The sequence below is a fragment of the Foliimonas ilicis genome (assembly GCF_039939195.1).
Classification (GTDB): Bacteria; Pseudomonadota; Alphaproteobacteria; order Rhizobiales; family Rhizobiaceae; genus Foliimonas; species Foliimonas ilicis.
This window is the reverse complement of record NZ_JBDUUH010000013.1, coordinates 1-20,026: the sequence shown is the minus strand read 5'-3', so window position 1 is coordinate 20,026 and position 20,026 is coordinate 1. Positions and strand designations below refer to the sequence as shown.

The following is a 20,026-nucleotide window of genomic DNA, read 5'->3' as shown; positions in this document are numbered from 1 at the left end:
CTGCCCCTCATTCGCCGTGCTCTTACTGCGTTCACGTTTGAGACGGGCGATCGGGGAACCCTCGGAGGCAACCTTTAATTTTTGTCGCGCCTGCCGGAAGGCTGAAACGAAGCGAGGAGTTAGGGACCGATGACGGTCAGACGACCGGCCAGGGTGTTCATGCGAAAGCCCAGGCTGGCTTGGATCGAGGTGAGCGCGGCGTCGGTGTCGGCAAGCGAGACGCTGCCGGTGACACGCTCCCCGGCGAGCCTCGCCGTGGCGATGACGATCCGCCCCCGGCGATAGCGCTGGATCTCTCTCACCACATCCGCCAGGCGGGCGCGGTAGAAGACGAAGCGTCCCTCCCGCCACGCAAGCTCGTCATCGAGGCTCACCTCCTCCACCGTGCCGATGCCGGCCGTGCCGAAGCGAACCTGCTGGCCCGGCGCGAGCGCGCTCGCTTCCGGTCGCTCGTCGGCCGTCACCTCGACGCCGCCGCGTTCCAGAGTCACCAGGCCGCCATCGTCCGTCAGCCGCACCGCGAAAGCGGTGCCGAGCACGCGCACCTCGCCGCTTCCGGCCCGGACGATGAAAGGCACGTTGGAGCTTGCGACGTCGAAGAATGCGCCGCCCCGAAGCAGGCGGACGCGCCGTTCGGCTGCAGTATAATCCTCGTCGAGCGCGCTGTCGGCATCCAGCAGCACGGACGAGCCGTCCGAAAGCTCGATGCTGCGGCGTTCGCCGCGGACCGAACTGTGGTCGGCGAGCATGTTCTGCAAAATGTTCGGGCGTTCCAGCCATATGCCTCCCGCGAGGATGGCGGCGAGCAGGACGCTCAACGTGGACAGGCGGCGGAAGCTCTTTTTCCGCCCCTTGGCCTGGTCCATCGCCTCCAGATAGACGGCGAGTTGGCCGGCCTCCTTCTCGGCAAGCCGCCGGCCTGGCTGTTCCGCCTGCTGCCAGGCAGCCTCGACGGCGCTATACGCCTCGAAGTGGGCGGGGTCCGCGCGAAGCCATGTTTCGAATTCTGCCCGCCTTGCGGCGGTGGGCCGCTCCAGCAGCGACACGAACCATTGCCGCGCTTCCTCGCGAAGCTCGGCCTCTGATCGGTCGTGCGGTGGCTGGTCGGCTGGGCGCATGACTGTTCCGGAGTTGTTTTCCACGGGCCTCGCGCCAGGACGAAGGCCGCGCAGGTCGCCTACTATCCGAATTTCGCGCGAGAAGAAAAGCCCGGCCCGGAGGCTATTTCCCCTCGCTCGCAGGCGGCGACGGCGCGCGCCATGTGCTTCGTGACGGCGCGCCGGGATATGCCGAGCGCCTCGGCGATCTCGGAGAAGCTCTTGCCGTGGACGCGATTGAGAAGGAAGATATGCCGTGTTCGCGTAGGCAGGGCGGCGAGCGCGGCATCGATGCCGCGAAGCTCCTGCCGGGCAGCGACGGCGTCGTCGGGAGAAACCGGCGGAGCGGCCCATTGCTCGGGCAGGATGCCGCTGAAGAGATCGCTGCGCCTTTTCTCTGCCCTGACGTGGTCTATCGCGGCATTGCGCGCGCTGCGCGTGAGATAGGCGGCCGGCTCCGCGAGCCGCTCGGCGGTCCGTTCCCAAAGGCGGATGAAGATATCGTGGACGAGATCGCTTGCAGTGCCGGGGCAGCCGACGCGGCGGGCGATCTGCCGTTCCAGACGCTTGTGTTCGGCGACATAGAGCGCCGTGATTTCTTCTGTCTTTACGTTCATCGGACCATCAGCATATCGTCGCACCGGCCATCCCTAGCGAGGCGGGAGATCGATCCCATACGAAAGGGGGAATTCTATCGCAAGAGCAGTGCTTTAGACCGATTACAAACAGCTCACTCACGAGCAGGAAGAAAACTTGTGTCTAACACTCATGTTTATGTCTGATTTCGTTGCACGAATCCGCGCGAGGGGTTCCGGCGCACGCGCTCAGGAAGCGCAATTACGAAAAGCAGATTCTTGGATTGCGTTGCAAAACCGCAACAGACAGCGGGTGCGAATTGACCGAAAGAGCGGCACTCTCTGCAAGTCCACCAGAAGCACCTAGCCCCGTACTGGCCGCCTCCGCCATGCCGGCGGAACTCACCACTTTTACCGGCATTCGAGGATGCGCTGGCGCGTTGAAGGGGCGGGTTTCAATTCCCCATCATCGGATCACGAACCGGGAAGCAGCCGGCAAACCGGATGGGTCGGGAGATGGGTGTGACGGAGTTGCCGGAGGGGTTCATGATCTGTTGCCGGCAGCGGCGGCAAAACGGTGCCGCATGATCTCAAGAAGCTCGGCATCGCGCTCTTCCGGCTTTTTCAGCACGCAGGTGTCGCAAAGCTCCCCGCCCTCCACGGTGTAGTAGCGGCAGCAGCCACCGCGGGCGCGAAAGGCCCAAGAGATCAGCTCGCGCTCTCCGTCGTCCCGCAGGGTCAGGTCGAAATAGTGGAGCTGCCGATTGTTAAGCGGTGAGCCGGACTGCTTGAGGATAGTCATGGCCATTGCCTTTGCTTCCTCCAAGCAACCGAGTCGGCGGCCGGCGTCCAGGAAGCGACCGGCCACGGCATCGCTGACTAGGCGCCACAGCGCGTTGCGCGACAGCCCGGTCCTGCTGGCAAGCTTGTCTATCAGCGGCCGGACATGATCCTCAACAGAGTGGCGATAGAGGTCGCACAAGGCATCGCGATTTGGCAGCCCGCGCGCATCCGGATGGGCCGCGCTTACTTTCTTATCAGTCCAGAAGGCGCGGGAGAGAAAGCGGACATGGGCGCGGCGGATCTGAAAGGTGCGGCCGTCATGCTCCTGCGGCGCGATGTAGAACCGCATGGCGTAATGCTGCGGCGTCAACTCGGGAACGATGCCGAAGCCGACGAAGAGCGGGACGGTGGCCATCGAGAAGACGTAGCAATAGTCGATCATCATGGAAGCCGCGCAGGTCCTTCGATCAGCGCCCGCGTGGAATGAACCTTCATAATCGAGATACTCGTCGATCGCTGCGTCGGCGGCGAAGAACGCTTCGGCCGTGATCCAGCCCGGTTCCAATTTTCTGGATTCAGTGCGGACTTCCGGCCACAGGCGCGATTGCTCGGTTAGCGCCTCAGCCAGAGGATCGGCGGAAGAGTCATTCTTCGCTCCTGCCTGATCAGCCTTCACCTGCATCCCGCCCGATTTCCTTTCGTCTGCGCGCCGTTTTGACTGCACCGGCGAACCAGGACGGATGTCCCGTTGCTCGCAGGCGCACGCAGGACCGGCCGATCCGCTTGCGAACGGATTCGGCCAGACTCCCGTAATGTTGACGAACGAGAACCAAGGTCGGGGAACTGGTTTCCTGAACCGCGGAAGTAGGGAGGAACGCGGCGGATCACCAAAGCTCACGATCTGTTGCGTGCAGGGAGTTATAGGCGACCCATGTCGAACCTTTCCGGAAAAGCCAGCCGCCCATATCGCCGTCCCGGCACGCAAGCGGCGACCTATCTCTTCGGCTGGACCTTGGCGCTGACGATCGAGGCGATCACGCCGGAAGCGATGGCAACGAGCAGGAACTGGTCGCCGTCCTGAACCCATCTGGCCCTGCGATGGCGTCTTGAGATTGTGCTGGCGATAGTTACCGACCTGCATGCCGCGGCCGGTGTATCTCCCGCCCTTCTTCCATTGCCGCTTCCCGGCCTGCTCCTGCGGCGCGGCCTACCGCTCGATCTTGCGTTCAGGGGTCGGAGCGCCTTGCGCCTAGGTCATGCCGGAAGCCAGCCCAATCCGATGAGCACGGCCATCGCGAGCGTTGCGAGCTTTTCATGATGATTTTCCTTTCTGGTTGGATCGTCTTCGACCGGGGCGCGAGGAGTTACGCACGCGCGCCCGTAGCCTGGCGGCTGCATCCGTCCGCCTGCCGCGGGGGGATGGATGGCGGACGACTTCTTATTCCTTCGCTGCGGATGGACGCTGGTCATGGCGGTCCGCATGGCCGCCGGGGCCACGCGTCCCGTTAAGCCCGGCGCCGTGCTAATGAGACCCCGGTGCGAAACCCGGCTCGCCGACGCCAGCCTTTCGAGCTGGTTGGGGCTGAGATCGCCGCGCAACGCCTCGAAGGCGGATTTGACCGCTTCGGACTTCTCGCCCCGCTCTATCGCATGATCGGCCAGCCGCTCGGCGAGGAACGGCGCGACGGCCTCTTCGCCTTGACGTGCTTAGACCGGTCGCGGCTGGTTTTCCCGTTCATCGGCACGCGGGCTGTGACGGCCGCGATCGGCTCATCTTCGAGGTCGAAGGGCTCGAAGGAGGTATTCTCTAGAGTCTGTTATGGACCTGGGCGATTTCGGCGGCCTGTCTGAGCATGATGCAAGCGAAGGCGACGATGTAGAGCCCTTCGAGAGTTGTGTGGAGGCGTTCGTAGTCTTTGACGAGGCGCCGGCATTTGGTACTCCATGCGAAGGATCGCTCGACTACCCGGCGCTTGGGCAAGAGCACAAAGCCGCGCCTAGGGCGACGGCGTCGGCCACGTGAAAAGGCTCGCGGTTTTGAAGGGGGTTAGCGTACGGTCAGGGAGAGCGAGACTTGGCGCTCGGGGAGCTGCACATTGAGATGCGTGCAGCGCAGGTTCCGATCGAACATCGGGATCAATAGCTCGGCATCAATGAATTCGATGCCGTCATCGCCCCCGAAATGGCGATGCTTGTAGTGAAAACAGTCGGGATTGCCGACCGGATGGCACTCCTCGGAGCAGACGACGAGCGGGCGATCGCCCTCGCCCGGCTTCATGCCCGTAGTATGGATTGCGGAATCCACCGTTGATGGCGGCATCGGCCTTGCCGCGCTGCGCGTGCGGAAAGCGCCAATCGGCGTAGCCCCGATATTCATCCTAGGTCGCGCTCCAGATATGCTCGATCCGCTCTGCTCGGATCATTGCGCGGGCGGGCCGGCTTTCCCGCTCGACGATCGCGGCACGCATACGCGCGGGCGAACTCTTGTCGGCAATGTCGCAATAGGCTTGGAAGAACCGCATCCGGTCGTCGATCTTCAGCGTGAAGAAAACGATGGTGATGCTGCCGGTCAGGAATTCGCGCATGGCGAACATCTCGCCGTTCATGAAGATCGGCGGCAGGATGTTGAACAGGTAGTCATGCTCGGTCTAGGCAAGCTCGAACCACTCCCCGCAATAGAGGCTGCCGTCGGCATCCTTGAGACGATTGGGGCGCTTGGCATGTCGATCGAACATGCGAAACATCTGCCGGCGGTCGGCGATACCCTGATAGACCTTTCGGATCGGAGAAGAGGAGTTCATTGGCGGGCTCCTTCAGCCTCGTCGGACTGGAGCGCGGCGCATCCTCGGGGATCACCATCATCTTCAGCCCTTCCTGACCCCTCCTCCACGGCCGCCTCTCCGTCGGGGCGGGTCAAGTGCCGGCGAAGCCGGGCGAAGCTTCACACTTGATGCGGCTGGCGGGCATGCGGCAGCCGGGTTTCATTTCCTCCTTCTCTTTCTCTCACTTCTCTCCCCAATTTGGCCGCACGCGTCGGATGTCATGCCTGGATGAAGCACATTCTCGCCGTGACCCTCGTTTTCCTCAGCACAGCAACTGCGTTGGCTGTCGAGCCGGAATCGTCCGACAGGGTCGATCCCCTCATGGATTGCTCTACGCCCGTGCTCGATGCGGACTCACCGGAAATGGCAAAGCTGCTTCGGGTGCAATATGGAGGTGACGCTCTCACCAGGGAGTTGCGAGAGACCTATGCACCCAGGCTTGCAGGAATCTTCTGGGATCAACAGGAAGGCACCGAAAGCAGGCTGGTGCTGCGGTTGACTGGCAACGAACCTGTTGAGTCACGCAGACTGACGATTTGTGGGGAACCGCTGACAGTAGAGTTCATCTCAGGCCAGATGCACACGCGCGTAGATCTTCAAAAGCTGCACGCCGATAATCTCGACTGGTTCCGCAGCAAGTTTCCAGGGCTTCAGGGTACCTATGCGGACGAACGAACCGGTGAGATCGTTCTGGAGATCTACACCCCGGACGCCGAGGGAGCCGATTTCGCGGCCATCCGAAAAGAAGCCCAGTCGCGGCTGGGCGCACCATTGCGAATCGAGATGACAACGGCAAAGGTGGGACCGGCAATCATCAATCATGTACCGGCGGCAGAATAAGCGCCGACTGATACCGTCATGCGGATGCAACGTCCTGCAGCATCGCGTTCCAATCTTCGGCAGCCGGCTTCAGCCGTTCGAAATCGCACGCCTGTTTGGCGGCCAGGTTCCGCAGGCGTGTCACGAACACTTCACCCTGCAGATTGGCGTCAGTGGCTGCAACAAGACGAATCGCTGGGCGCGCGAAAAGAGCGCGAATTGCGGTCTCCGTGCCGGTCGACCATCCACCGCCGGTGCTGACATAAAGCGTATCGCGCCGAATCTGCTCGATGGCAGCAAGGCTCATGGCATCGAGGGCCGCTTCGGTCACGTAGATGCGAGCGGCGCCCTTGAACCCCGAAGCGGAACAAGACCTTGCTTCCGCCGATGGTAAAGCCAAGCCATTCAGGACCACGTTCCTCCCAACCGGTGACCACGCCGTCGGTACCCTGATGAGCGGCCCACATGCTCCCGCGCGGCCCTTCCCGCAGAAGGTTCTGGGCAATGGCTGCGCGGATGACCTGTTCGGGAATGTGCCGCTCGCCGCGCAGATATCTCCAAGTCGCCGATCCGCGCCACGGCTTGCGCCGGGTCGCCCAACGATCCGGTATCGATTTTTCAGGTTCCGTCTCACGCGACTGTCGTTTCCATACCGGCTCGCGCGGCTCGAATCCGACCAGCGACGCGAACTGCACAAAGGCTTCCAGAAAATCGCAGCCGTCCAGATGCTGAACTAGCGAATAGACATCGCCCTTGGCGTCGGAGAGCGGGTCGAACCAGCCTTGCCGTCGTGGATGACGATGATGATGTCATCGCCGCGGCGGTATTTCACTGCCTTGCGCGTGCTTTCCTTCAAGTCGATCGCGAAACCGCCCGTCTCCAGTACGGCCGCACATCCGACACGCCCTCGCAGCTCTTCTACGTCTGCCTTTTCCATTCTTTTCTCCCGGCCACCTTCCAGCCGACCTTTCTTTCAGTTTATCTCTTCCGCACACTTCGCGGAACATCCTAGCGAGGGCGCGAAGAGCAAAGGGGGCAAGGGCGCGGCTCCTGCCGCGGCGAAGCTTCCCTTGCCGCCTGCCGCTCGCAAGCGGCACGCCGGACGAAAGCCGGTTCAACGAACCGGCTGGCCACCCGTGTAGGGGTCATACAGGTAGAGCGCATTGACCTCGTCGTCATCGAGGTCGTCGGCAGAAGAACTCCGTATGCGCCTTCATTGACCTTGAATAGGATAACCGGCGCGCCATCAGGGTGCGCGCGAGGGTCCAGGCGTGGTTCTGGGCGAGGCGGAGTTCTTGCGACATGGTGTGGCTCCCGTAGCTGCGGGGACCATTCCCCGCTCGACAGGCGCCCGTCGGTTCCGGCCGGGACCGCGATCACCGCATTGGCGAAGCCATGAGCGGCGGCACGCTTGCGTAGTCCGACCCCCTGCGGGTTGATCGACAAGGTCTGGGCTGGAACAAGAGGAACACGCCGACAAGAGCAGGAATTGGGCTCCGCTCGGTGCGCTCCTGCCTGCATGAGGCATCGCAGATCCAGGCTCACAACGCTCGCGTTTGGCCTGCCCCTTCACCATCAAGGTCTTTGCGAAGCTGCGTTCTTCCTGTTTCGACAAGCCTGCCACAACAATGACATCGACACGACAAACCCTCCCTGGAGTGGATCATGACCGGAAAGACTGCGACGGTCTCCGCCGACCTGCTTGTGCTGACCTCAGAAATCGTTGCCGCCTATGTCAGCAACAATCCCGTGCCTGCAAGCGACCTGCCCCGCCTCATCGGCAATGTCCATGCGGCCATCGCCGGTCTGTCGAGCGGGATATCTGGCGCTCAGCCTGAAGAAAAGCCGGTCCCGGCAGTCTCGATCCGCAAATCCGTCACACCCAAAGTCGAGCAACACACTGCAGCAGCTTTACGGCAAAGCTTTCGCTGGAAAAGCCTGTAGTTAACATCACGCCTTGGCAGCGCCGTCAGATTGCCCCGTGACGATAATCGACAGGTAGCGTTCGGCTGCTTTCGAGTTTGGCCTGCCAAATCGCTTGAGCAGCGACAGGTTTTTGTCCCTGATTGCCTCGTAGAGCTTCATAACGTAGTTTTGAGCGTCCCCGGAACGGTTTGTATACACAACACCTAGAAGGTTGTTGAATCGCCTGACATCTCCGGTAAGTTCTGAAAAATATCGAATGGTGCGCTGCAGACCCGTTGCATCGATGATCGCCTGCTGAAACTCCAGATCATTGTTGACGGTTTCAGCTTGGCCGTTGCCTTGTGATAGCTTGACGGCATTCTTCGCGAGCTTTTCCAGCGGTGCGGCTCAGGCATTCCCTCAAAGTCGCGGAACGGCTGAAACAGAGTTATAGTCAGTCCATGATCGCGCACCATCCTGCCGACGTCTGCCGGTGTTTCATCGAAAGCGAGAAAATCATTCTCGAATATCTCGACGCCATCGAATCCTGCGGCAGCAATAGCCGCGAGCTTCTCCCGCAAATTGCCACTGATAGACACCGCTGGAATAGAGGTCTTCATCGAATTCTAGCCGTGTCTATGCGTGATATTGAGGTGTGAGCTAACAATAGGTTATCCGATCATCGATGCCCAACGGGCAGAAGCGGGGAGCGGGGCCGACCCGCCAACCGTCGAGTATTTATTCCCTTCGAACATTCCCGAACGGGTAGCGGCATGGCCAATGTCATCGGCAGTGGAAACGAGCAATGGAGCCATCAGCTCAAGCCTGTCGCGGGTCATTCGCACAGATGGACCGGCGACGCTGATAGTTCCTACGACATCTTCTGATTTCGGTAAGCGGATCGGCGCAGCGATGGCCGAGGTCCCAGCTTCGAAAACGTCGTGGATAATGGAATAACCCAACCGTCGGGCCTCATGCACGTAGGTCATCACATCTTTGATCGTTCGCGGCGCATTGGGGCCATAACTTTCGCGGAGCGGCCCTTGCCTGGCAATCAGCTGGATCGCTTGTTCGTCATCAAGACATCCCAAATACGCGTAACCATTCGAGGTCGCAGCCAAATAAACTTCCGGCTCTTCCTCCGGGTTATAAAGGAGCCCCCTGCGCGCGCCTCGAGCCTTGGCAACGCGCATCAGGCGCTCACCTTCAATTACGGACAGCATCGCGAGTTCACCCGTTTGCTCAGCAAGGCTGTCTAATATGGGCAACACCAAATCTACCATTCCGGTGCCGACTTGGTGAACCAAGCTAAGCGACGCAAGTTTCACGGTAAGCGTATAGATACCGCGTTCGTGCTCCTGCCTTACATAGCCGTTTTCACGAAGGTCATTAAGCAGCCTGTGTGTGCCACTGCGAGGCAGGTCCAACCGCTCCGCAATGTCGGACAGATGTAAGCCGTCCGCATTTCTGGCCAACAATTCGATAATCGACAACGCGCGATCACGACTGGACATGACGATTCCGCCTCCCCTAAAAAATGGAACATTGTATCAATTGGAACAAAAATTCAAGCGTTGACAGAAAGGGAACGATTACATATTTGGAACATGTTCCATTTTTGATGGACAGTTCGGCTCAGGGAGGGGTCATGCTACGACAAGCGTTTTCGCGCGATCACACCACAGATATGTCTATCACGGGGGTGACGAAGATATTTGCGGTCGTTGGGGATCCGGTCGTTCAAGTTCGTGCGCCGGAGCTGATGAACCAAGTCTTCATGAGCAACCGATTCGACGCCGTCATGTTTCCCGTCAACGTCACGGCCCAGGATTTGGGCCAGACCATGCACGCGTTGAAATCGTGGAAAAACCTGCACGGGATACTCGTTACAATTCCCCATAAGTTTGCTGCTTGCGAGTACGCCGACACATTGTCTGAAGTAGCAACGCTTGCGGGATGCGCGAATGCTTTCCGTCGCGAATCTGACGGGACATGGTTTGCTGAAAATTTTGATGGCGAAGGATTTGTGCAAGGCCTTGCCACAAGCGGTTTCGAGCTTAGCGGCAAGCATGTGATGATTGTAGGCGCGGGTGGCGCGGGCGCGTCCATAGCTGCAGCTCTTAGCCGTCAGCCCGTCGCGTCCATAACAATAACTGACATCGATCCTGGCCGCTCGGACAGTTTAGCGCAGCGCCTGGCAGGGAGCACCTGTGCCGTAGCATCTGCTGCTCCAGGAAATATCCCGAATGGTGTGCAATTGGCGATCAACGCGACCCCGCTCGGACTTTCCGCGTCAGACCCGTTGCCCTTCGATCCCAAACACCTCGGGCGCGAGTGTTTGGTAGCAGACGTAATTATGAAGCCTGCTGTAACTGAGCTGCTTAAAACAGCATCGGCGTTTGGGCTCGCAATTCATCACGGGGCACCGATGCTCAACGCCCAGATCGATCTCTACACGAAGTTTTTCAGAATTCGCTCTGCAAACGGCGGCGTCAAAAAAGCGCTCGCGCCATGACCTACCAGTTCGATTTCCTTGTATTGGTGCCCTACTGGCGCGAGTTGCTGGCTGGCTGCCTGATGACTCTGTGGCTCGCAGCCTTATCGGTTTCCCTCGGCTTTCTTGTGGGTCTCGGCACCGCAGTCCTTCGCGACTCCTCGATCGGTCCGCTCAGATGGATTGCAAGTTCATATGTGGAACTGATCCGAAACACACCGTTTCTGCTCCAGGTGTTGTTCATATTCTTCGGGCTGCCGGCACTCGGACTGAGTCTTGCCGCCTGGCCAGCAGCAGTTCTGGCGTTGACCCTGAACTGTGGGGCGTTCGCGTCAGAAATCATCAGGTCCGGCGTAGACGCTATCCCAAAAGGGCAAATTGAGGCGGGCAAAGCGCTAGGAATGTCTGGGCCAAAAATATTCCGGTTCATCGTGCTCAAGCCCGCACTGCGGATCATCTTTCCAGCATTGTCCGGTCAGTTCATTCTAGCTCTGCTGACGACAAGTATCGCGTCATCCATCTCTGCCGAAGAGCTTACTTCCGTTGCTCAATCGATCGATACGCTTACCTTCAGAAGTTTCGAAATATATATCGTAATCACGTTTCTATATTTCATTATGTCATATGGTTTTGCGGCGTTGTTTAAGATGATCACGAGATTTTACTTCTCGTATCCGACGAAGTAACGGGAGGCTTATTTGATACAGAGCTTTGATTATAACGCCGTTCTCGTGATCCTTGCCGGGGTTAAAGCCACACTAATCCTATCTGCGATCGCCTTTGGAATGGGTGGGCTATTTGGTCTTCTTGTAGCTTTGGCACGAACGTCAGGCTTCTCTCTTTTGGAACGATTAAGCTCCGCATACATCGATTTTTTCCAAGGCACGCCAATGCTTCTTCAGTTGTTTCTGGCGTACTACGGGCTCCCGGTTCTCGGGTTCCCGGTGAATCCATGGACTGCCGTGACAATCGGTTTAACGCTCCACGCGAGTGCGTATCTGGGAGAGATATGGCGAGGTGGTATCCAAGCTGTTCCCCGCGGCCAATCTGAAGCCGCAGCGGCACTTGGTTTGTCATATTGGCACCGGCTAAAAGACATTGTTCTCCCGCAAGCCTTCCGTCTTTCATTGGCACCCACGGTTGGCTTTTCCGTACAGCTTATCAAAGGAACGTCACTCGCGGCCATCATCGGTTTTGTCGAACTTTCGAGATCGGCCCAGATAGTTGCCAGCACAACCTACAAGCCTTTGCTGGCTTATGGGGTAGCGGGAATCTTCTACTTCGCGATCTGCTTTCCCCTGTCGATGTACAGCATGCGACTTGCGAAAAAATTCAATCGAAAAACTTAAAGCGCGGCACAAGCCGTCAATCTGGAGGAGTGAGGAATGCTAAATTTCAATTTGAAAACGGCCGGTCGCAAGCTGGCGCTTTGGGCCGCGGCAGCGACCATCGCAAGTGCATCCGCGCTTGTAAGCGTACCGTCAGCAATGGCGCAAACTGTGCAAGAAATCAAAGACGCGGGAGTCCTCAAGGTGGGTTCCCAAGTCGCCCAGGTGCCGTGGGGATTTACTGATCCGTCAGGCAAACTCACAGGGTTCGATATCGAGCTCTGCCGGATGGTTGCAGCAGATCTGGGCGTTGAGGCTCAGTTTACGCCAGTGACGTCATCCAATCGTGTCGCGACACTTCTGACGGGGCAAGTCGATATGCTCGCAGCCGTCATGGGGATTTTTGCGGATCGACAGAAAGTCGTTCTCTTCGCAAGGCCCTATGTCAACAATGATACGGTTTTCATCGGTCGCTCCGACCTCAATGTTAAAGGTTATGAGGAGCTGAAGGGCCTGCGCGTCGGCGTTCCTCGCGGCACGCCACAGGACATTTCAGTGACCCAGGCAAAGCCTGAGGGCTCGACAATTCAGCGTTTCGACGACGACGCAACAACCATTCAGGCCCTTCTTTCGGGCCAGGTCGACATTATCGGCGGAGCCTCCACCCAGGTCGGCAACATTGCCAAAGTGGCCGGTGAGGGAAAGTTCACTCAGCAGTTCGTTGTGGCTCGAGCATTCAACGCTTTTGCAGTTCGACCCCAGTCACGCGAATTCGCTGATTATTTGAGCGATTTCGTTGCTCGCAAGACGGAAAGCGGCGAGCTCGCCGCTCTCTATAAGGAGTGGATCGGAGGCGACATCGCCAAGCTGCCAACGACGGGCGAAGGCCCCGACGCACTTCCCGTAAGCGTTACCGAATAAATCATCCAAACGATCTCAGTCACGGGCGGCTCCTGCCACCCGTGACTGAGAAGCCGATGTGAGAACCAAGATGACCGACAACGATACCGGCTTGATGCCTGATCACAATCTTTCCAATTCTTCCGTTTCGAAAGAACCGATTATTACAATTGAAGGATTGGACAAGTGGTTCGGTGAATTCCATGCACTCAAGAACGTTAATCTAAAGGTTGCAGAGCGGGAGCGTGTTGTAATTTGCGGCCCTTCTGGGTCAGGAAAATCCACACTTATCCGTTGCATAAATCATCTGGACGTTTTCCAGAAAGGCCGGATTGTCGTTGATGGCAATGAACTGACTACTGTTGCGCGAAATGTCGATGCCATTCGGGCCGAAGTCGGCATGGTTTTCCAGCAATTCAATCTGTTCCCGCATTTGACGGTCATGCAAAACTGCATGCTCGCGCCAATGCGTGTGCGTGGCAAATCAAAAGCAGAAGCGTCGCAAACAGCGATCAAATTTTTGGAACGGGTGCGAATTCCCGAGCAGGCAAATAAATACCCGGCCGAACTGTCAGGTGGACAACAGCAACGTGTCGCCATAGCGCGTGCGCTGTGCATGTCCCCCAAGATTATGTTGTTCGACGAGCCCACATCCGCATTGGATCCCGAAATGGTGCGTGAAGTGCTCGATACGATGGTCGCCCTCGCTGACGAAGGGATGACTATGCTTTGCGTAACCCATGAAATGGGTTTCGCGCGAAGTGTCGCGGACAGGGTTATCTTTATGGCAGCCGGCGAAATCGTCGTTGAAGCCCCACCAAAAGAATTCTTTGAGAACCCGGAAAATCCGCGACTGCGCGAGTTTCTCGGACAGATTCTCCACAATTGAACCATTGACGATAATACAGATCGCAAGGGAGCGAGCACGTGAAGGCGGTACTGCTCAGGGAGTTCGGTGGACCAGAGGTTCTGGTGTGCACCGAGGTCAGCAAGCCGAGGGCGAAAGCAACGGAGGTCGTCGTTCGAGTAGCGTTTTGCGGCGTCTGTCATCTCGATCTGATCTTGCGCCAGGGTATTCGCTCGCGACTGACGCTGCCCAGGGTGATGGGGCATGAATTGGCGGGTGAGGTCGTCGAAGTTGGCGAGCAAGTTACCGGATTTGATATTGGAGACCGCGTTGCATCTTCAAATTTTCAAGCGTGCGGGGAATGTCACAATTGCTTGTTGGGACGTCCATCGCTTTGTCGTCAATCAGGCGGTGACATTGGTCAAACCCGTGACGGAGGGTACTCCGAATTTGCAGCCCTTCCGGCTAAAAATCTCGTCAGAGTTCCGCACAGCCTGCCTCTTGAGCACGCAGCTCTTGCAGCCTGTGTTTATGGCCCGCCTTATAAAGCGCTTATCCACGCTTGCCGAGTGAAAGAAGGTGAGAGTGTGATCGTAACAGGTGCCAGCGGCGGACTGGGTACTGCTGCATTGCAGATTGCCAAAGAAATCGGCGCCCGATCAATTGCCATCACCAGCAACGCGTCGAAGGTCGATGATCTTAAGAGTGCAGGTGCCGAGGTCATCGTAAGTGAGGACGGAAATTTCGGACAAGAAGTTCGGAATCTTACCGGTGGCCGCGGTGCTGACGCAGCGATCGAGCTCGTCGGTTCTCCGACATTTGGAGGCACGCTACGAGGGCTTGCCGCGGGAGGCAGATGCGCCATCGTGGGTGAACTGCACGGCAATCCTATCGAAATTAACCTCGGCCTGTTCGTCTTAAAAGAATGGGAATTCTACGGCGTGCAGAGCGCATCGACGGCTGAACTGGTCGAAGTGCTTACCTTCATGGCTGAAACCCGGATCAAACCGCACATCGACAGGGTGATTGGGCTCGAAGAAGTCGCCAACGCCCATCATGCAATCTCAAATCGACAAACAACCGGTCGTCTACTTCTGCGGCCGTAATTACGCGTGGCCACCGTGCCCGTTTTTTCATGAGGACCAAAATGCTTCCCGGCAATTTTTTCGAAGACATAAATGTGGGCGATGAACGCCTAACTCCGAGAGTTACAGTCACGGAAGGACATGTCCTTGGTTATGCGGGCGTTGCTGGTGATTTCTCACCCGTTCACATGGACGAAGTTTATGCCCGCACAACCGAATTTGGCGGAAGGATCGCTCACGGCTTGATGGGGCTGAGCCTCACGGATGGGCTCAAAGTGCAGTCTGCCTTCTTCAAAGACGGGATTGCGCTGGGATGGACCTGGAATTTCAAGCGTCCGATCAGAATAGGCGACACCCTGCAAGTCCGCTACCGGATTGCCGATAAACGCACGTCGAAAAGCAAGCCCACGATGGGAATCTTCTTTATCGAGGTACAGCTTCTTAACCAGCATGACGAAATCGTGCAGGAAGGTGAACACCGGCTAATGGTGCCGAGACGTGAGGTCACCGCGACAGAGGCAGTCGCATGACACGCAACAAATTCATGTCTGCAGAGAACGCCGTTGATTTGATACGCGACGGCAGCACCGTGGCCCTGATTGGCGGTGGCGGCGGGTTGATGGAGCCAACTCACGTCTTCAGGGCGATCTCGCGGAAATTTCAACAGTCCGGCAGTCCGCGAAACCTAAATGTCATTCACGCGCTCGGGATCGGCGACAAAAAATCCGAGGGGATGAACCACTTCGCTCACAAGGGGTTGGTCAAAAAAGTAGTGGGTGGCCACTGGGTCTGGTCGCCTCGAATGCAGGAACTTGCGCGCGACAACGAGATCGAGGCGTATGTCCTCCCAAGTGGTTGCGTCATGCAGCTATACCGGGAAATCGGTGGCAAACGACCGGGCCTGTTTACGCATGTCGGATTGGGGACCTTTGTGGACCCACGTCATCAAGGCGGCAGAATGAACGATGCCGCAAAAGACGAGATGGTCGAACTGGTGAATATCGGCGGCCAGGAATTGCTTTGGTACAAATCTTTCCCGGTAGACGTTGCAATCATTCGCGGATCGTTCGCTGACGCGGACGGCAACATCTCGCTGGATCAGGAAGCAGCAAATATCGATGTGTACGCTGCTGCACTCGCAGCACACAACTCAGGCGGCATCGTAATAGCGCAGGTCCGAACAGCCGTCGATCGAAACTCTTTGCCCGCTCGTTCTGTTCGCGTACCGGGGGCAATTGTGGATGCCGTAGTCGTCGATCCAGACCAGCGCATGAGCTACGAAATTGGGTATGATCCGACGATATCGGGCGAGCATCGTGGTCCCCCGCCTCCAGAGACTCCGGAAGAGCTCGGCGTCCGCGCCATCATAGCCAGACGAGCACACGCGGAACTGGCCGATGATTCAGTCATCAATTTCGGCGTCGGCATCGGTGAAGGTGTGGCTAAGATCATTGCCAGCAAAGGCGATGTCGACCGTTACTACCAGACCATTGAACATGGGACTTATGGCGGATCACTGCTGGTAGGTTTGCACTTTGGATACGCCCGCAGCGCCAGCGCAATGATCGACGGTCCATCACAATTCGATTTTTATTCGGGAGGAGGTCTGGATATTGCGTTTCTGGGCTTCGGCGAGATCGATGCGCAAGGGGACGTGAACGTCTCGAAGCTCGGCGGTCTGACAGTGGGACCGGGTGGTTTTATGGACATCGCCCAGAATGCCCGTAAAGTCGTCTTTTGCGGCACTTTCGATACGAAGGGGACAGATATTTCTGTCGAAAACGCCGGTCTAAACGTGCGTCGGCCAGGGCAGATCCGTAAACTCGTAGGTAAAGTCGAACAGATCACATACTCTGGCTCCCAAGCACTAAAGCTTGGCCATGAGGCACTTTTGATAACGGAACGGGCTGTTTTTAAGCTTACCGATCAAGGGTTGGTTCTTACTGAAGTCGCACCTGGCATCGATATTCGAACTGACATCCTCGACCGTATGGATTTTGCGCCTCTCATCCCCTCTACGCCGGTCCTGATGGATCGCGAACTGTTCCTTTCATAGGTTTTGACATGAAATATACTAATCTGGGCAATAGCGGATTAAAGATTTCGCGCATCGGACTTGGTTGCATGAGTTATGGCGACCCAACGAGAGGCAACCATAGCTGGGTGCTTAACGAAGAAGATGGCAGGGGGTATATCCGCAAGGCGCTTGAAGCTGGGATCAACCTGTTCGACACCGCCAATGTCTATTCCGATGGCGCGAGCGAGGAAGTGCTTGGGCGAGCAGTTCGAGACTTCGCGTCTCGCGACGAAGTCGTTCTCGCCACAAAAATTTTCTATCCGATGTCACATCACGTGAATGCGGGCGGGCTGTCTCGCAAAGCGATTTTTACCGAGGTAGATAACAGTCTACGGCGATTGAACACCGACTACATCGACCTTCTGCAGATACACCGCTGGGATGACGCAACCCCCATCGAAGAAACTCTCGATGCATTGAACGAAATAGTGAAAACCGGAAAGGCCCGTTACATCGGAGCGTCATCGATGTTTGCCTGGCAGTTCATGAAAGCTCTCGGTATTCAGAGAGAGCGGGGTTGGGCCCAATTTGTTTCCATGCAGAACCACCTCAATCTGCTCTATCGCGAAGAAGAGCGGGAGATGCTGCCGCTTTGCATATCCGAAGGCATCGGGATTATTCCCTGGTCGCCATTGGCCAGAGGACGATTGACGAGGCCGTGGTCAGACGAGCCGGTAACCCAACGCGCGGCAAATGATAGTGTCGGCGCAAATTATTACAGCAAAGCGGCTGATGCCGACCGTGACGTTGTAGCCCAAGTCGGTGAAATCGCTGACGAACTGAAGCGACCTCGAGCGCAAGTAGCACTTGCATGGCTTCTGCAAAAGCCTGGTGTAACAGCTCCGATAGTTGGCGCGACGAAGCCGAAACATCTGGATGATGGACTCGAAGCACTTGAACTCGCTCTGAGTTCAGAACAGCTTAAAAAGCTCGAAAGATCCTACGTTCCACACAATCTGTCGGGACACGAATAGCGCGTCCGAAATTTGTTTACCTAAGGCCTGCGCAGTTCACATCGTTTCGATTAGCAGGGGCGTCCGTCAAAAATCGACGGACGCCCCTTGAAGCATTGTCTGGCAGCAGCGGAAAGTAGTCTACGCTGAGGCAAGCGCCTTTTCGATATCCTGCATCGAATGGCCCGTTAAATCCTTGTCCAGTTCGCCGAGAAGAATATCGGACAGCGACTTGTGGTAACTCTTACGCATTTCTCCCAGTGTACGCGGTGCCGCCACGATAACGAGGCTTTTGATTTTCCCGTCAAGGACCTGCTTGTTCAGCATATTGACAACGCCGTTGCTGAAACCGTCTTCGTCCTGTTGGCTGTCATCAGGATTTGCGGAACTGCTGGAATGGCGGCCGCCTGACGAGATTTTTGAGCTATCGACATCCGCTGACGGCATGGCCTTCAGCTTGACATTCGCCGCATCGCCCTCATTCTTGAAAAGGCTAAGCTTCTCACCATCGGCGACGGCAATAATCGTGTCTTGAGAAATTTTCATTTTGATCTCCAAGGTGAGCAATCGCTATTCCACCGGTCGATGGGTAAAGCTTGCTTCGGTTACTACAGTAACCCTGCTGACCGAGGTCAGTTCCGTACTGAAATTGCGAGGCTTCACCTTCTGAGCGATGCGCTGATACGGATCGAGGATGTCTCGAGCTCATGGGTGCTTTGCAGTCCCCTTAACTTCGGGCGCTAATTCGTGATGGAATTCGTCACCGCGACCATGCGGGAGAGGAAATGGGCTATATTGCGATTGCTGACGCTCGCAAGTTGTTGGGAAAGATTGGAAAGCCGGTGCGAAGGTGACTGACATTGAAAAAGTAGAGCGTCCTGCGGAAACGTGGTCATCGACAAGTTGTTCTCCTAGACACTCAGCCCTTGGCGATCGAGCGTCTGTAGAACTTGACCCTAGCTTAACAGGCGGCTTAGTTTCGAGCGCCTCGCTAATCCAGCCCTAGGACGTAAACTCATAAAATGGCGGGGCCTTGGTTCCCGCTGGTGCAATGTGCCGCTAATCTGCCGGGATGGACCGGTCTGCGACGCTCACCTCACTCATTCGCTTTGATGCTCCACTGGCTGATCTCGAGGCCAGACTTCAGGCGCTCAGTTGGGATTCCAGTCCCGTTGTCACTCTTCAACGGGAGCACATCATCGCTGTGCTCCAGCGGTTTTTATCGGGTGAGCTAGACGCTGGTGCTGTCGAAACATGGGCGAACTTGGTTGAAGGCAGAGAGGACATTCGGGACGAACCTGGCCGCGAGGAAGTCACCCTCGCCGCGATCCACGACCTCGCCAATCCCGTTCTGCAAGGTAGACTTGAAGATATTGCCTCAGAGGTGCTCGCGAACTTGCGGCTGGATTAGCTGCCTTTCAAGCTGCAGCAAAAACTGATTCATAAAGGCCATGAGCCGATATGACCTGACCGACTTCGAGTGGTGCGCCATCCAGCCGCATTTGCCCAACAAGGTGCGCGGGGTGCCCCGCGTGGACGACCGGCGCGTGCTCAACGGCATCTTCTGGGTTTTGCGTTCTGGCGCACGCTGGACCGACCTGCCTGCCCGTTACGGCCCGCCCACCACCATCTACAACCGCTTCAATCGCTGGCGGAAAGCAGGTGTATGGGACCGTCTCATGGAAGCCATTACCAAAGCCCATGACGGCACGGTGCAGATGATCGACACCTCCATTGTTCGCGTCCATCAGCAGGGCGCGACAGCAAAAAGGGGGATCGAGATCATTGTCTCGGTCGTTCCCGAGGCGGGCTGACAACCAAAATCCATGCTCTTGTCGACGCCCAAGGCAGGCCGATCAAGCTGACGCTGACGGCAGGCCAGATGAGTGACATCGCCTCCGCAGCGGACTTGATCAAGGAATTGCCGGAGGGTGCCATGCTACTCGCCGACAAGGGTTATGATGCCAACGCCTTGCGCAATGCTGTCACCGAGCGAAAGGCATGGGCCAACATTCCGCCCAAGGCCAACCGCAAGGACGCGATCTGCTTCAGCCCCTTCCTCTACAGAGCGCGGAACTTGGTCGAACGCTTCTTCAACAAGGCCAAGCAGTTCCGTCGGATTGCGACCCGATACGACAAGCTGGCCGAGAACTACCTCGCCGCCCTCAAACTCGTCGCTATCCGCATCTGGCTACGCGGTAATGAGTCTATGTCCTAGTCACCTGGAACCAAAGTAAGCCTCATTTGGTTGAGCTTCTGTCACGAGAGCAGGAGTTTGATCGATGGTTGGCAGGCAGGCGGACCTCGTCGTTCTGAGCGACGCGGATAGAAACTTCCTTGA

The 20,026-nt window shown here is 57.4% G+C and carries 21 protein-coding genes and 4 pseudogenes; 13 read left to right on the top strand and 12 right to left on the bottom strand.

Annotated features, from left to right (window positions below; all coding sequences use genetic code 11):
• Positions 1-119 precede the first annotated feature (119 nt).
• From ABFT80_RS23005 to ABFT80_RS22975, 7 genes and pseudogenes are all read right to left on the bottom strand, one after another.
• Complete coding sequence (locus ABFT80_RS23005; protein WP_347974298.1) at positions 120-1,118, bottom strand: FecR family protein; 999 nt, start codon at positions 1,116-1,118, stop codon at positions 120-122.
• A 62-nt stretch (positions 1,119-1,180) separates the two neighbouring features.
• Positions 1,181-1,714, bottom strand: a complete 534-nt coding sequence (locus ABFT80_RS23000; RefSeq protein ID WP_347974297.1) for an RNA polymerase sigma factor — start codon at positions 1,712-1,714, stop codon at positions 1,181-1,183.
• Positions 1,715-2,216: 502 nt separating this feature from the next.
• Entirely contained in the window at positions 2,217-3,137 is a 921-nt protein-coding gene (locus tag ABFT80_RS22995) for a ferric iron reductase (RefSeq protein WP_347974296.1), read from the bottom strand.
• 311 nt (positions 3,138-3,448) lie between these two features.
• Positions 3,449-3,517, bottom strand: a complete 69-nt coding sequence (locus tag ABFT80_RS28135; protein WP_455189996.1) for a hypothetical protein — start codon at positions 3,515-3,517, stop codon at positions 3,449-3,451.
• A gap of 745 nt (positions 3,518-4,262) precedes the next feature.
• Positions 4,263-4,460 (bottom strand): annotated as a pseudogene (locus ABFT80_RS22985) (transposase); the annotation flags it as partial.
• A gap of 42 nt (positions 4,461-4,502) precedes the next feature.
• Positions 4,503-4,832, bottom strand: coding sequence for a DUF3085 domain-containing protein (locus ABFT80_RS22980; protein ID WP_455189989.1), 330 nt, complete (start codon positions 4,830-4,832; stop codon positions 4,503-4,505).
• A pseudogene (locus ABFT80_RS22975) lies at positions 4,756-5,256 on the bottom strand (DUF1419 domain-containing protein); the annotation flags it as partial. The gene ABFT80_RS22980 and the pseudogene ABFT80_RS22975, both read right to left, overlap by 77 nt.
• 249 nt (positions 5,257-5,505) lie before the next feature.
• Between ABFT80_RS22975 and ABFT80_RS22970 the strand changes: the two are divergent.
• A complete protein-coding gene (locus tag ABFT80_RS22970) occupies positions 5,506-6,117 on the top strand; it encodes a hypothetical protein (RefSeq protein ID WP_347974294.1) in 612 nt (203 codons plus the stop codon).
• A 16-nt stretch (positions 6,118-6,133) separates the two neighbouring features.
• Here ABFT80_RS22970 and ABFT80_RS22965 read toward each other — a convergent pair.
• Positions 6,134-7,033, bottom strand: a pseudogene (locus tag ABFT80_RS22965) (DUF3991 and toprim domain-containing protein).
• Between the two features lie 728 nt (positions 7,034-7,761).
• Here ABFT80_RS22965 and ABFT80_RS22960 point away from each other — a divergent pair.
• Entirely contained in the window at positions 7,762-8,040 is a 279-nt protein-coding gene (locus tag ABFT80_RS22960) for a MucR family transcriptional regulator (protein ID WP_347974293.1), read from the top strand.
• Positions 8,041-8,046: 6 nt separating this feature from the next.
• On the opposite strand, the gene ABFT80_RS22955 is transcribed toward ABFT80_RS22960, so the two are convergent.
• The 3 genes and pseudogenes from ABFT80_RS22955 to ABFT80_RS22945 all read right to left on the bottom strand — a co-directional run bounded on the left by ABFT80_RS22955 (position 8,047) and on the right by ABFT80_RS22945 (position 9,515).
• Entirely contained in the window at positions 8,047-8,181 is a 135-nt protein-coding gene (locus ABFT80_RS22955; protein WP_347974292.1) for a hypothetical protein, read from the bottom strand.
• A gap of 200 nt (positions 8,182-8,381) precedes the next feature.
• Positions 8,382-8,621 (bottom strand): annotated as a pseudogene (locus ABFT80_RS22950) (TIM barrel protein); the annotation flags it as partial.
• 51 nt (positions 8,622-8,672) lie between these two features.
• Complete coding sequence (locus ABFT80_RS22945; protein WP_347974291.1) at positions 8,673-9,515, bottom strand: IclR family transcriptional regulator; 843 nt, start codon at positions 9,513-9,515, stop codon at positions 8,673-8,675.
• A 134-nt stretch (positions 9,516-9,649) separates the two neighbouring features.
• Between ABFT80_RS22945 and ABFT80_RS22940 the strand changes: the two genes are divergently transcribed.
• The 9 genes from ABFT80_RS22940 to ABFT80_RS22900 all read left to right on the top strand — a co-directional run bounded on the left by ABFT80_RS22940 (position 9,650) and on the right by ABFT80_RS22900 (position 17,706).
• Complete coding sequence (locus ABFT80_RS22940; protein ID WP_347974290.1) at positions 9,650-10,516, top strand: shikimate dehydrogenase family protein; 867 nt, start codon at positions 9,650-9,652, stop codon at positions 10,514-10,516.
• The gene (locus tag ABFT80_RS22935) at positions 10,513-11,181 is read left to right on the top strand and encodes an amino acid ABC transporter permease (protein ID WP_347974289.1); all 669 of its coding nucleotides are present in this window, start codon (positions 10,513-10,515) and stop codon (positions 11,179-11,181) included. Before ABFT80_RS22940 ends, ABFT80_RS22935 begins: the two co-directional genes overlap by 4 nt.
• A 12-nt stretch (positions 11,182-11,193) precedes the next feature.
• On the top strand, positions 11,194-11,844 hold the full coding sequence (locus ABFT80_RS22930; RefSeq protein ID WP_347974288.1) for an amino acid ABC transporter permease: 651 nt from the start codon (positions 11,194-11,196) through the stop codon (positions 11,842-11,844).
• 150 nt (positions 11,845-11,994) lie between these two features.
• On the top strand, positions 11,995-12,744 hold the full coding sequence (locus ABFT80_RS22925) for a transporter substrate-binding domain-containing protein (protein WP_347974287.1): 750 nt from the start codon (positions 11,995-11,997) through the stop codon (positions 12,742-12,744).
• A gap of 94 nt (positions 12,745-12,838) precedes the next feature.
• Positions 12,839-13,612: an amino acid ABC transporter ATP-binding protein gene (locus ABFT80_RS22920; RefSeq protein WP_347974413.1), complete on the top strand. Its 774-nt coding sequence runs from the start codon at positions 12,839-12,841 to the stop codon at positions 13,610-13,612.
• 38 nt (positions 13,613-13,650) lie between these two features.
• On the top strand, positions 13,651-14,676 hold the full coding sequence (locus ABFT80_RS22915; RefSeq protein ID WP_347974286.1) for an alcohol dehydrogenase catalytic domain-containing protein: 1,026 nt from the start codon (positions 13,651-13,653) through the stop codon (positions 14,674-14,676).
• 74 nt (positions 14,677-14,750) lie between these two features.
• The gene (locus ABFT80_RS22910) at positions 14,751-15,185 is read left to right on the top strand and encodes a MaoC family dehydratase (protein WP_455189988.1); all 435 of its coding nucleotides are present in this window, start codon (positions 14,751-14,753) and stop codon (positions 15,183-15,185) included.
• Entirely contained in the window at positions 15,182-16,711 is a 1,530-nt protein-coding gene (locus ABFT80_RS22905; protein WP_347974284.1) for an acyl CoA:acetate/3-ketoacid CoA transferase, read from the top strand. The genes ABFT80_RS22910 and ABFT80_RS22905 overlap by 4 nt, the downstream gene beginning before the upstream one ends.
• 8 nt (positions 16,712-16,719) lie before the next feature.
• Positions 16,720-17,706, top strand: a complete 987-nt coding sequence (locus ABFT80_RS22900; protein ID WP_347974283.1) for an aldo/keto reductase — start codon at positions 16,720-16,722, stop codon at positions 17,704-17,706.
• A gap of 120 nt (positions 17,707-17,826) precedes the next feature.
• Here ABFT80_RS22900 and ABFT80_RS22895 read toward each other — a convergent pair whose 3' ends face one another.
• Positions 17,827-18,231 carry a host attachment family protein gene (locus ABFT80_RS22895; RefSeq protein ID WP_347974282.1) on the bottom strand — a complete coding sequence of 135 codons (405 nt, stop codon included), beginning with the start codon at positions 18,229-18,231 and terminating at the stop codon, positions 17,827-17,829.
• 526 nt (positions 18,232-18,757) lie between these two features.
• On the opposite strand from ABFT80_RS22895, the gene ABFT80_RS22890 reads away from it, so the two are divergent.
• The gene (locus tag ABFT80_RS22890; RefSeq protein WP_347974281.1) at positions 18,758-19,096 is read left to right on the top strand and encodes a hypothetical protein; all 339 of its coding nucleotides are present in this window, start codon (positions 18,758-18,760) and stop codon (positions 19,094-19,096) included.
• Positions 19,097-19,136: 40 nt separating this feature from the next.
• Positions 19,137-19,903 (top strand): IS5 family transposase gene (locus ABFT80_RS22885; RefSeq protein WP_347974280.1). Its coding sequence is split into 2 segments (ribosomal slippage): positions 19,137-19,449 and positions 19,449-19,903, totalling 768 coding nucleotides; the frame shifts between segments, so codons are not numbered across the junction.
• Positions 19,904-20,026 lie beyond the last annotated feature (123 nt).